Below are 12,215 nucleotides of genomic sequence, written 5' to 3'. Positions count from 1 at the left end.
ATAGTTAAATATACAAAAATTAAACCGACCTGTTGGTACGAGTGATTGTGAACGGTGAGTCACTTCACAATCAATTTTTTCAGGTTTTAAATTGACGACTCACTTGCGAAGCAAAACTCGCTGATGCCCTTACTAATTATCTTTTCCTGTATAGTAATTGTAATCTTTAATAACAACATTGATAAACTGTCGTTCCGTCATTTTAGTAGAATCTATTTCCAGTTTTAGAATACTTTTAATTTTATCAGACAGTTTGCTGATAATCTGGCGGTCGTCTGCTTTCAAAGCTTTGGTATAATTATCTTTGATGATCCTCATGTCATTATCGCTCAAAGCGATGACCTGTGGAAAAGAGGGAACATAATCTTCGCGGATATTCTCTAAAATCGTATGAGAAATATTGATGTTATTTTTAAGGGAAATGACAGCCGTTCCGGAGGCCATATCGCCCAAACGCTGATTATTTTTAGAGACAATCATAGAAATAAGCCCGATCACTCCGGCGAATGAAACATCCACAATTCTGAAAACCCAGCGGATCATATAATCAGCAAAACTTGCTTGATAACCGTCAATTTTTACCACTTTGATTTTCATCAGCTTTTTACCCGGAGTCTGGCCTTCCATTAAACTTTCCATAACCAGAGGATAAATGTAAATAGGAAACGTAAGGATAAGATATACAGCTCTTATGGACCATTCGTCAAGACCATCCAGTATATATCCCAAATCAAAAATATTGAAGAATAAATACAGAATGATCACCACATAAGCGATCCTGATCAGAAGATCAATAATGAAGGCAAGCATCCTTTCTCCTACGCCTGCAATATTAAAATTAATATTTACATTTTGTGAGGTATTTATCGCAATTTGAGACATATTTTTTATTATTTTAGCCTTAACAATTATGAGAGAAGTTTATTTCATTAAACAAAATAAAGAAAAATGGTTGGGAATAGAACAGGTTATTCAAGGGAAAATTAAAAAAAATCCAGATGACCTGTCTTCGTTGTATATTAACCTGATCAATGATCTTTCTTTTGCCCAGACCTATTACCCAAAAAGTAATACGACTGTTTACCTGAATCATTTGTCTTCTCAGATTTTTCAGAAGATTTATAAGACCAAAAGGGTAGAGGAGAACAGACTGATCTATTTTTTCAAAACAGAAGTTCCATTGCTGATGTATCAGTACCGGAGATATCTGATGTATGCCTTTCTTTTTTTCTTTTTGTTTACTTCAATAGGGGTACTTTCTGCAATTTATGATAAAAGTTTCTTAGCCGTTGCAATACCCAATGGGGAATCCTATGTTAATGAAACGATAGAAAATATCAAGAAAGGAAATGCTGTGGCCGTGTATGAAAGCGGCTCAACCTGGGGGAGTACAATCGGAATTATTTTCAATAATATTCAGGTAGGGGCAAAATTATATATTTATGGGATTGCCGGAGGAGTGGGAACATTGTTTGCATTGCTTTCCAACAGTGTGATGCTGGGAGCTTTCCAATATTTTTTCTATGATTACGGCGCATTGAAAGACAGTGCGAGAGGAATATGGCTTCACGGAGTTTTTGAGATTTTTGCCATGGTGGTGGAAGCGATGTGCGGATTGATTCTGGGAGCTTCCATTTTATTTCCGAGAACATTTTCAAGGTTTAATTCTTTTAAAAAAGGATTTAAAGATTCATTTAAAATATTTTTAAGCACCATTCCTTTTACTATTTGTGCAGGGATTATAGAAGGTTATGTGACAAGACACGCTTTAAAGATGCCTTTGATTCTGAACCTGATTATTATTTTCGGCTCACTGGCAATTGTGGGATTTTATTATTTTGCATATCCGTCTATTGTCAATAAAAAAACTAATAAACACATCCATGATACAATTTTATAAAAAGAGAGACTTCGGGAGCTTTATCAGCGATAGTTTTAATTTTTTCAAATTATACGGAAAGAATTATTTCAAAAACTATATTTTGATCAATGGCTTGCTTCTGATCTTAATGACAGCCGTTATGATTTTCGGATATAAGGAACTTTTTTCCCAGATATTCGGATCCAATCTTGGGGGTGAAACGTATTATTTTGAACAATATTTTTCAGATAATGCAGGAATGCTGATCACGGTGGGATTATTGACTTTCCTACTTTTCATGATCCTGATGATTGTGAATTACCTGTACCCGGTTTTTTATTTGAAAAGAATAGCACAGGGAGCAGAGAAAATAAAAGCGGATGAAATTCTGAGTGATTTTAAGAGCAATGCAGGAAGAATAGCCAAGCTGTGCCTTGGAATGATCTTTATTGTTACCCCAATAATTTTAGTTGTTGTAGGTTTTTCTTATATCCTGATTTTTATTATTATCGGATTGTTTCTGATCCTGCTTCTTTACCCGACGATATTTAATTTTACGACATTTCTGATGTATGATTATTTTAATTCGGACAGAGGGTTTTGGGGAAGTTTGAGCTATGCTTTGCGTTCACAGTTCTCATACCCGAACGGCAGTGAGAAGTCTCCGTACTGGAAATATTGGGGAGCTGCATTTGTCATGTTTATTATTATTTACATCGCAACATCCATCTTCACTTTTATTCCGATGATGTTCTTTTATGGATCGCTTCTTACGTCAACACCAGACGGGAATTTTGAGCAAAATCCTTTTACAGGTACTTTAGGAATTGTGTTTCTTGTATTCTATGGGATTTCAATGCTGCTTTCATTTTTTCTTTCAAATCTGATGTATGTGAATGCAGGGCTGATGTATTATGACAGCAGAACAGACCTTCATCAGAAAGTAGAATTGGCAGAAATAGATACTATTGGAATCAATGAATAGAATTCTTTTTTTCTTACTGTTTTTTTTCTCTCTTGGGTTGGTTCATGCTCAGGACGATAATCCTATTGCCGATGATGTGGTAGATTCATTATATACAACCGGACATTATAGAAATATGCTGCGTGCAGATTCTGTTCTGATGAAAAATCCGGTATCAGAAAATACTGCCTATCCTAAAACATTTAAAGAAAATATTCCATCAAGATATAAAGGAAATGAGTTCGACTATTCTGTATCAAAGCCAAGAGAATCTTTCTGGCAAAAGCTGATGCGAAAACTCAATCAGATTATACAGGGGATTTTTGGAGAAACAGCATTGACCAAGTCTGCAGAATTTACGGGAGTTCTTATCCGGCTGTTTGCCATTATTCTGGTAGGTTTTCTGCTTTATTTTATCATTAAATATATCATGGGAAAAGATGGGAATTTTATTTTTGGTAAAAAGAATAAGAAACTGAACATCCATGTAGAAGAATTGCATGAGAATATCCATGAAATAAATTTCCCTGACAGTATTGCAAAATTTGAGAATGCCAGAGATTACCGTTCAGCAGTTCGTTATCAATTCTTGTTTATCCTTAAAAAACTGAGTGATAAAAAGCTGATCAGCTGGAATCCGGAAAAAACAAATAAGGATTATGCCGCAGAGTTAAAAGCTCCTCATCTGAAAAATGATTTCTCCAATCTGTCTTATATTTTCGATTATGTCTGGTATGGGGAATTCAATATTGAAGAGCAGAGTTATCAGAAATTTAAAAATCAGTATCAGGCCTTTAAACCTTAATAACCATAACCATGAATAAAACTTTCAAAACATATGCTGTAATTTTCATCATTGTGATGATTGTTTTGGCATTGCTTGAAGTTAACAAAAAAGAAACAACAGACTGGCGCAAGAATTTTGATATCAATGAAAAGTCGCCGTTTGGGCTGTTTGTTTTTAATAATGAAGCGAAATATCTTTTTAAAAATAACCTGAAAAAGATTGAGCAGGTTCCTTATGAATACTACAGCCAGCATAAAAAAGGTGTTCACAATATTGTTGTTATCGAAAATAACCTTGACGGAGAGTCGTGGAAAAAAATCCTGACTCAGGTATCTGAGGGCTCAGATGCGTTTTTGATGGCAAGTCGTATGCCTAAAGAGATCTCAGACAGTATTGGATATTATGATTCGGAAATCTCTTTTGAAGAGGAAAATGTCCTGAAACTTACCGACAAAAAATACCAGAACGATTTTGTTAAACTGGATAAATTTCCATCTGGCAGGGGATTCTCATTTATAAAACCTAACGTTGAAGTGCTGGGGAAGACTGTAGAAAAAAAGAATACAGATCAAGCCAACTTTATCAAAGTGAAATTCGGAAAAGGGTATATCTATGCTCATACAGAACCTCTTTTTCTCACCAATTATTATCTTCTTAAACCTGGTAATATAAAATATGCAGAGGATGTATTTTCATATCTTCAGGATAGGGAAACACTTTGGTTTGTCGCTGGTAAAAGTACAACGTCGCGTTTCTTTATGAGATTTGTATTGTCGAATCCGGCTTTAAAGTATGCATGGTGGGTATTTTTGGGAGGTCTTATTCTTTTCATTTTCTTTAATGCAAAGAGAAAACAGAGAATAGTTCCTGTAGAAGAGCCGTTAAGAAATACTTCTCTGGATTTTGTGAAAAGCATTGGAAATCTTTATCTTCAGGAAGGTGATTTTCATGATATGATGGCGAAGAAAGCCCAATATTTTCTGAATAAAGTGAGAATGGATCTGTTGATAGATACCCAGAATCTGGATGAAGAATTTGCAAAAAAACTGCACCTGAAAACGGGTAAAACGATGGAAATGATTAATGAAGCGATAGCACTTATTCAAAAAGCTCAGGATCCTTACGCCAGCGTAATGAAGGAAGATCTTGCAAGGATCAATAAACTCCTTGATGAAATACTTAAATAATATAACTATATAATAATATAACAATATGACAGCTGATCAATAATCATAACGACTATTCCAAAGAAGAGTATACTTGTTAGATTGATACAGTGTTAGATTGGTAAATTACATTTTATTATGGAAAATCTTGATAACCAGAATATAGAAAACCAAAGTTCTATAAACCTTAATAAACAGGAAGAACAGTTTCAGTCGAGAATCGATATGATAGAACTTCGTACGAGTTTAGAGAAAGTAAAATCTGAGATAGGAAAAGTAATTGTAGGGCAAGAGAAGATGATAGAACATCTTTTGGCAGCATTACTTTCAAACGGGCACGTTCTTATTGAAGGAGTTCCCGGAGTAGCCAAAACCATTACAGCAAAATTACTGGCTAAGACAATTGACGTAGGTTTCAGCAGAATCCAGTTTACGCCGGATCTGATGCCTTCCGACATCCTGGGAACATCTATTTTCAATGTGAAAAACTCAGAATTTGAATTTAAGAAAGGTCCTATCTTTTCCAACTTCATCCTGATTGACGAGATCAACAGATCGCCGGCAAAAACCCAATCTGCATTATTTGAGGTCATGGAAGAAAGACAGATCACCATGGACGGAACACGGTATGTTTTGGAAGAACCTTTCCTTGTTATCGCTACCCAAAACCCCATAGAACATGAGGGAACATACAGACTTCCTGAAGCCCAGCTGGATAGATTTTTATTCAAAATCAATGTAGGGTATCCTAATCTTGAACAGGAAATCGCGATCATTAGAAATCAGCATGAAAGCAAAAAAGAAGATAAAACAGAAGGGGTAAACCGTGTCATTACGGCAGAACAACTGAAAAGCTATCAGCATCTGGTAAAAGAAATCATTGTGGAAGCTCAGCTGATGGAATACATTGCTAAAATTATCATCAATACCAGAGAAAATCAATTTTTATATCTGGGAGCTTCACCAAGAGCTTCACTGGCACTTCTTACCGCATCAAAAGCTTTTGCAGCGCTAAGAGGCAGAGATTTTGTGACTCCTGAAGACATTAAAGAAGCAAGCTACGCTGTTTTAAGACACAGAGTAATTGTATCTCCCGAAAGAGAAATGGAAGGTCTTACCGCAGATGAAATTATCCGTCAGATTTTAGAAGGAATAGAAATACCGAGATAGGGGGTAGTTAATTGGTAGTAGATAATAGGTGGCAGGTAGCAGTTGATGGAGAACCCTAATTTAATTAAAGTACAAAATATTACAATGGCAAATTTTAAAGAGCTTATAGTTTGGCAGAAGTCTATTGATTTTGTTACTGAAATGTATAGGATTACTGAAACTTTTCCTAAAACCGAAATCTACGGATTAATATCACAAATAAGAAGAGCCGCTGTTTCTATACCCTCCAATATTGCAGAGGGAAATTCGAGACGAAGCAAACCTGATTATCTGCAGTTTTTAAAAATATCAAGAGGCAGTTGTGCAGAAGTAGAAACACAGTTAATAATTTCAAAAAATCTCAATTTTTTAAATGAGGATGATTATTTAAAACTAAATGAAGGGATTATAGAAATATCCAAAATGTTGAACGGACTCATTAATTCTCTACAATAGTAATGATAGTGAAAAAGCTAATAAACGTCCACCTAAAAACTTTTATCTGCAACCTGCAACCTATAATCTGCAACCTAACCAATGAAAAACTTATACATCAATACACGTTTCTTTTTTACACTCATCGGAGTGGGGATTCTGTATGTCCTGGCATTTTTCTTTCCGGTGCTGATGTGGGCAGCCCATATCGCACTTTTGATCTGCTTTCTGGCGGCAATGGTAGATTCTCTGTTGCTTTTTAACCAAAAAAATGCATTGCAGGTTCAAAGGATATTGCCGGAAAAACTGTCCAACGGAGATGAGAACTTTGTGAAAATTGATATTAAAAATAATTACAGCTTTCCAATAGCCACTAAAATTATTGATGAAATTCCGTTCCAGTTTCAGAAAAGAGATTTTTTGATTGAAAAGAAGATTGCTTCCGGAGCGAATACTTTCTTTCAATATTCATTAGAACCTAAAGAGAGAGGAGAATATCATTTCGGAGGGTTGAATATTTATGCATCTTCACCGCTTGGGCTGATCTCGAAGAGGTTTACTTTCCAGAAAGATGCTATGCTGCCTGCTTATCCATCTTTTATTCATCTCAGAAAATATGAGCTAATGGCGATCCAAAGTGAATTTTTATTGGGAGGAATCAAAAGAGTGAGAAAGCTGGGACACACCATGGAATTTGAGCAGATCAAAGAATATGTACCCGGAGATGATATCAGAACGATTAACTGGAAAGCAACGTCTAAGACGAACCGTCTGATGGTAAACCAGTTTCAGGATGAAAAATCACAGCGTATTTTTATGCTGATTGATAAAGGACGAACCATGAAAATGCCTTTCAATGGTTTAAGCTTACTGGATTACTCTATCAATGCAACGATGGCATTGTCTCATATTATTTTGAGAAAAGGAGATAGAGCGGGGATGATGACTTTTTCCAAAAAAGCTGAAAATAAAATTGCCGCCGATAACAAATCCGGACAATTGAAAAAAATATCTGAAGCACTTTATAATATTAAAACAGATTTCTTCGAAAGTGACTTCAATCGTTTGTATCAGGATGTAAAATATTCCATCAACCAAAGAAGTTTAATTTTACTTTTTACGAACTTTGAAACATTAGACGGACTCAACCGTCAGTTGAAATATCTTCGGGGAATCGCTAAAAACCATTTGTTGGTAGTGGTATTTTTCAAAAATTCAGAACTGCAGACGTTGATCAACAAAAATCCTGAGAATATGCAGGGAATATATGACGAGATCGTTGCTGAAAAATTTGAATTTGAAAAGAAGCTGATCATTCAGGAACTCCGCAAATATGGAATTTATACGGTATATACGCTTCCGGAAAATTTGAATATCGATGTTATCAATAAATATTTGGAGATAAAAGCGAGAGGAATTTTATAACTTTGTATCAAGCAATAAGCAACAATGAAGATAACACTTAACAGAATAAACGACGATTTTTTATTTGAATGTACAAATGCTCAGGGAAATTCTATCCTTTTGGATAATACTTCCCAGCCCGGAGCAAAAGGAGTTTCTCCAATGGAAAGTGTACTGATGGCTGTGGCAGGCTGCAGCGGAATTGATGTAGTTTCTATTTTGAAGAAGCAACGCCAGGAGATCAAGAGTTTCCAGGCAGAAGTAGAAGGAGAGAGAGTACAGGTAGAGGACGCAAAACCTTTTAAATCCATTAACGTTAAGTTCCTTTTAGAAGGAGAAATTGATCCTAAAAAAGCACTGAAGGCTGCAGAACTTTCTTTTGAAAAATACTGTTCTGTATCAAAAACATTAGAACCGAATGTAGAAATCGGATACGAAGTCTATGTGAACGGAGAAAAAATATAATCTCTTATTTAAAAATAGAAAAAGCCGGATGACTCATCCGGCTTTTTTATTACTCATTACCCATTAAAAGGTAAGTCTTGGTTTTATTAGTTTCGCCACAGTAGCTGTCCATCCTGTTTGATGAGAAGCACCTACACCGCGCCCGTTATCTCCATGAAAATATTCAAAGAAGGTAATATAATCTCTGAAATGTTCATCATAATTGAATTTCGGGTTGCCTCCATTGAAAGCACGCTGCCCATGTTCATCCTTTAAAAATATAGAACAAAGTCTTTTGCTGATGTTTTGGGCTACTTCATCAAGGTTTCTTTTATCTCCGCTTCCCGTTGGAAGCTCTACTTTCAGACTATTTCCATAATAATAATGGAAACGCTGCAAGCTCTCCACAATCAGGAAATTAATAGGAAACCAGATCGGTCCGCGCCAGTTGCTGTTTCCTCCAAACATTCGGCTGTCGCTTTCTGCCGGAGTATAGTATACCATATTTTCGGCTCCATGCACAGAGAATACAAAAGGATTTTCTTCATACACTTTAGACATTGCACGGATTCCATAAGAACTTAGAAACTCTTTTTCATCAAGCATTCTGGTAAGAACTTTCGTTAACCTGTTTTTACGTAAAATACTCATCAGGTGTTTTCTGCCTTGTCCCTCTTCATCCCAATGAGAAACAAGCTTGGTGAGTTCCGGTTTATTTTTCAGAATCCATTCCATTCTGGTTTTGAAATTAGGCATCTTTTCCAACAGCCTGTGATCAACAATTTCTACTGCAAATAAAGGAATTAAGCCAACAATACTTCTTAATTTCAAAGAAACACTGTCTCCGTTTCCAAGTTGCAATACATCATAGAAAAATCCGTCCTCTTCATTCCACAACCCTTTCGTTCCTTCACCCAGATTTTCCATAGCCTCGGCGATATAAAGATAATGTTCGAAAAACTTAATCGCCATATCTTCATACACCTGATAATATTGGGCAAGTTCCATCGCAATACGCATCATATTCAGTGCATACATCGCCATCCAGCTTGTTCCGTCTGCCTGCTCAAGATGCTGGCCGTCCTTTAATTCCATATTCCGGTCAAAAGCTCCAATGTTATCAAGACCAAGGAAGCCGCCTCCAAAAATATTTTTACCGTTTTTATCCTTTCTGTTAACCCACCATGTAAAATTGAGCAACAACTTCTGGAAAACTTTCTCTAAGAATAGCAGATCCGGCTTGCCATTATTTTTTTCATCAATCTTAAAAACACGGAAGCATGACCACGCATGTACAGGCGGGTTCACATCGCTCATGTTCCATTCATAGGCAGGAAGCTGTCCATTAGGATGCATATACCATTCTTTGGTCAACAGTAAAAGCTGTCCCTTGGCAAATTCTGCATCGATGATTGAAAAAGGAACACAGTGAAATGCCAGATCCCAGGTGGCATACCATGGATACTCCCATTTATCAGGCATGGAAATAATATCCTTATTGTGGAGATGATTCCATTCTGTATTTCTTACATATTCATTGAAGTTTCTTGGCGCTTCAAAATTAGGATCACCTTTCAGCCATTTTCCTATATTGTAATGATAGAACTGTTTGTTCCAGAGAAGTCCGGCAAAGGCTTGTCTCTGAACATTTCTTTCATCTTCATTTACGGTATCATTCTGAATGTCATTATAAAACTCTTCAGCTTCAGCTTGTCGGGTATTGAAAATATGATCGAAACTGTTAAAAGGTTCATCCGTTTCGTCAGGACACAACCTGAATTCAAAGACTTTTGATTCTCCTGCACCGATAAGCTCATCAATAAGAAAAGAAGCTTTTGTTCCTCTTTTTTCAGGATTTACAGTATCTCCCTGATGAATAATAAAATCATTGATTCCATCTTTGAAATAAGCATTCTCTGCTTTGGGAGCTCCGTAAAGTTTCGAAGTATTTGTTTCGTTATCACAAAATACACTCTGTGCATTTGTATTTCGGGAATACAGCTTTTTGATCGAGATACTGTCATGACCAATATTAATACTTCCGTCATGAGAAGCATTGATCTCTCCCTTATAAGTATTGTATCCCCATTTCCAGTTATTTCTGAACCATAGTGTAGGAGCTACCAGAATAGGAGCCTCATGCTGGCTTCGATTACAAACGGTGACTCTGGCTAGGATATCGTTGTGATCGGCTTTACAGTATTCAATGAAAATATCGAAATACTCGTCATTATCAAAAATTCCGGTGTCGAAAATCTCGTACTCCGGTTGCTTTTTGCTGCGTTTTCCGTTTTCTGTAACAAGATCATCGTAAGGAAATTCATTAATTGGGTATTTATACACCATCTTCATGTAGCTGTGGGTAGGTGTATTGTCCAGATAATAAAAGATTTCTTTGATGTCTTCACCATGATTTCCCTGAGGATTGCTCAACCCAAAGAATCGTTCTTTTACCATTTTATCTTTCCTGTTCCAGAACGAAAAAGCAAAACAGAAAAGCTGCTTTACATCAGAAATCCCGGCGATCCCTTCTTCTCCCCAGCGATAAGCATAGCTCTCGGCATTATGATGATTGGTAAAATTCCAGGCATTCCCATTGGGGCTGTAATCTTCACGTACATTTCCCCACTGGCGGTTGCTTACATAAGGTCCCCAGTTTTTCCATTTAGTATCTTGTAATCTTTCTTTTTCAACGGTCATATTTCATCATTTTTCAATACGAAGTTAGTTTTTTTGAGAAGTAATTCCAATTTTTTTCATCTGAATAATTATTAATATAGCCTTGAAATACTTGTATTTAAAGGCTTTTTTTAATATTAAAATAATTTTTTTTTGAAATTAAAAGAAAAGAACTACCTTTGCATCATTCGTTCATTTAAATATTGAAAATGTTATCAAGAAAGGTTGAGGGATTAGACCCTATGAAACCTTAGCAACCCTTTGCGCAAGCAAAGAAGGTGCTACGTTCTACCAATTTATTTTGGACAGATAACTTACTGAAGTTCTTTTCAGCCATTTCCTGTGGCATTTTCAATTGTATTTGTATTAAAATATAATAGAATTGAAAACAGAACTAAACTATATTAATCTTTCGTATCAAACGTATTCCCAAAAGGAATATCATATCTCATTAAGCTATCAGCTTTTTGGGAAAGATCTGTTTACAGCCCCCATTATTCTAATCAACCATGCTCTTACCGGAAACTCAAATGTATCGGGAGAAAAAGGGTGGTGGAAACAATTGGTGGGAGAAAATCAGCTTGTTGATACCGATCAATATACTGTTCTGTGTTTCAATATACCCGGAAACGGTTATGACGATTTTTTAATTGAAGACTATGACGACTTCACACCTTCAGATATCGCTGCGATATTTCTAAAAGGACTTGAAGCTTTACATATCAAAAATATATATGCCATTATTGGAGGCTCTCTTGGAGGGGGAATTGCATGGGAAATGCTTGTTAAGCAGCCGGATCTTGCAGAAATATTTATCCCCATAGCCTGTGATTACAGAACACACGACTGGCTTCATGCTCAATGTCTGGTTCAAAAGTTTTTATTGAATGATAAAGATGAACCATTACAGAAAGCGAGAATTCATGCGATGCTCTGTTATAGAACTCCACAATCACTCAACGATAGATTTCAAAACCAATATAATCAGGACAAACAACGCCTGGAATCAGAAGATTGGCTGGTTTATCATGGTAATGCGTTAAACGATAGATTTAGTTTAAAAGCGTACAAACTGATGAATCATCTCTTGATGAATATCAATACTGATGAAAAAGCACTGGAGAAGATCGAAGCACGAATGCACATGATCTCCGTAGATACAGACTTATTCTTCCCGGCTTCTGAAATCCGAATGTGTTTTGAAAACTTAAAAGAGAAAAATAAGAATGTTTCTTATCACGAGATCCAATCTATACACGGGCATGACGCCTTCCTAATGGAATATCAACAATTAAATAATATCATAAAAAACATTTTATAGAAGTA

Annotated in this window: 11 protein-coding genes and 1 riboswitch; of the genes, 9 read left to right on the top strand and 2 right to left on the bottom strand. The window is 36.0% G+C overall.

The window, feature by feature from the left end; all coding sequences use genetic code 11:
• Positions 1-132 precede the first annotated feature (132 nt).
• Entirely contained in the window at positions 133-882 is a 750-nt protein-coding gene (locus C1634_RS00105; RefSeq protein ID WP_109737745.1) for an RDD family protein, read from the bottom strand.
• Between the two features lie 28 nt (positions 883-910).
• Here C1634_RS00105 and C1634_RS00100 point away from each other — a divergent pair, with 28 nt between their 5' ends.
• The 8 genes from C1634_RS00100 (at position 911) to C1634_RS00065 (ending at position 8,231) form a co-directional block, all read left to right on the top strand.
• Complete coding sequence (locus tag C1634_RS00100; protein WP_103235564.1) at positions 911-1,900, top strand: stage II sporulation protein M; 990 nt, start codon at positions 911-913, stop codon at positions 1,898-1,900.
• Positions 1,884-2,846, top strand: coding sequence for a DUF4013 domain-containing protein (locus C1634_RS00095; RefSeq protein ID WP_109737744.1), 963 nt, complete (start codon positions 1,884-1,886; stop codon positions 2,844-2,846). Before C1634_RS00100 ends, C1634_RS00095 begins: the two co-directional genes overlap by 17 nt.
• Complete coding sequence (locus C1634_RS00090; RefSeq protein ID WP_109737743.1) at positions 2,839-3,630, top strand: DUF4129 domain-containing protein; 792 nt, start codon at positions 2,839-2,841, stop codon at positions 3,628-3,630. Before C1634_RS00095 ends, C1634_RS00090 begins: the two co-directional genes overlap by 8 nt.
• 11 nt (positions 3,631-3,641) lie before the next feature.
• Positions 3,642-4,799, top strand: coding sequence for a DUF4350 domain-containing protein (locus C1634_RS00085; RefSeq protein ID WP_103232864.1), 1,158 nt, complete (start codon positions 3,642-3,644; stop codon positions 4,797-4,799).
• Positions 4,800-4,916: 117 nt separating this feature from the next.
• The gene (locus C1634_RS00080; RefSeq protein WP_103232865.1) at positions 4,917-5,948 is read left to right on the top strand and encodes an AAA family ATPase; all 1,032 of its coding nucleotides are present in this window, start codon (positions 4,917-4,919) and stop codon (positions 5,946-5,948) included.
• Between the two features lie 84 nt (positions 5,949-6,032).
• Positions 6,033-6,383 carry a four helix bundle protein gene (locus C1634_RS00075; RefSeq protein ID WP_103232875.1) on the top strand — a complete coding sequence of 117 codons (351 nt, stop codon included), beginning with the start codon at positions 6,033-6,035 and terminating at the stop codon, positions 6,381-6,383.
• Positions 6,384-6,464: 81 nt separating this feature from the next.
• The gene (locus C1634_RS00070) at positions 6,465-7,787 is read left to right on the top strand and encodes a DUF58 domain-containing protein (RefSeq protein ID WP_103232866.1); all 1,323 of its coding nucleotides are present in this window, start codon (positions 6,465-6,467) and stop codon (positions 7,785-7,787) included.
• Positions 7,788-7,811: 24 nt separating this feature from the next.
• The gene (locus tag C1634_RS00065; RefSeq protein WP_002983375.1) at positions 7,812-8,231 is read left to right on the top strand and encodes an OsmC family protein; all 420 of its coding nucleotides are present in this window, start codon (positions 7,812-7,814) and stop codon (positions 8,229-8,231) included.
• Positions 8,232-8,294: 63 nt separating this feature from the next.
• Here C1634_RS00065 and C1634_RS00060 read toward each other — a convergent pair whose 3' ends face one another.
• The gene (locus C1634_RS00060; protein WP_109737742.1) at positions 8,295-10,910 is read right to left on the bottom strand and encodes an MGH1-like glycoside hydrolase domain-containing protein; all 2,616 of its coding nucleotides are present in this window, start codon (positions 10,908-10,910) and stop codon (positions 8,295-8,297) included.
• Between the two features lie 188 nt (positions 10,911-11,098).
• A riboswitch (SAM riboswitch) is annotated at positions 11,099-11,205 on the top strand.
• 66 nt (positions 11,206-11,271) lie between these two features.
• On the opposite strand from C1634_RS00060, the gene C1634_RS00055 reads away from it, so the two are divergent.
• Positions 11,272-12,210: an alpha/beta fold hydrolase gene (locus C1634_RS00055; RefSeq protein WP_103232868.1), complete on the top strand. Its 939-nt coding sequence runs from the start codon at positions 11,272-11,274 to the stop codon at positions 12,208-12,210.
• Positions 12,211-12,215: the final 5 nt, after the last annotated feature.

The organism is Chryseobacterium viscerum (assembly GCF_002899945.2).
Classification (GTDB): domain Bacteria; phylum Bacteroidota; class Bacteroidia; order Flavobacteriales; family Weeksellaceae; genus Chryseobacterium; species Chryseobacterium viscerum.
This window is presented reverse-complemented; position numbering and strand designations above follow the sequence as displayed.

Coding starts and splice junctions, on each gene's coding strand:
- C1634_RS00060 (WP_109737742.1), bottom strand. CDS start 10,910: ATGACCGTTGAAAAAGAAAGATTACAAGATACTAAATGGAAAAACTGG.
- C1634_RS00070 (WP_103232866.1), top strand. CDS start 6,465: ATGAAAAACTTATACATCAATACACGTTTCTTTTTTACACTCATCGGA.
- C1634_RS00100 (WP_103235564.1), top strand. CDS start 911: ATGAGAGAAGTTTATTTCATTAAACAAAATAAAGAAAAATGGTTGGGA.
- C1634_RS00090 (WP_109737743.1), top strand. CDS start 2,839: ATGAATAGAATTCTTTTTTTCTTACTGTTTTTTTTCTCTCTTGGGTTG.
- C1634_RS00075 (WP_103232875.1), top strand. CDS start 6,033: ATGGCAAATTTTAAAGAGCTTATAGTTTGGCAGAAGTCTATTGATTTT.
- C1634_RS00105 (WP_109737745.1), bottom strand. CDS start 882: ATGTCTCAAATTGCGATAAATACCTCACAAAATGTAAATATTAATTTT.
- C1634_RS00085 (WP_103232864.1), top strand. CDS start 3,642: ATGAATAAAACTTTCAAAACATATGCTGTAATTTTCATCATTGTGATG.
- C1634_RS00080 (WP_103232865.1), top strand. CDS start 4,917: ATGGAAAATCTTGATAACCAGAATATAGAAAACCAAAGTTCTATAAAC.
- C1634_RS00065 (WP_002983375.1), top strand. CDS start 7,812: ATGAAGATAACACTTAACAGAATAAACGACGATTTTTTATTTGAATGT.
- C1634_RS00095 (WP_109737744.1), top strand. CDS start 1,884: ATGATACAATTTTATAAAAAGAGAGACTTCGGGAGCTTTATCAGCGAT.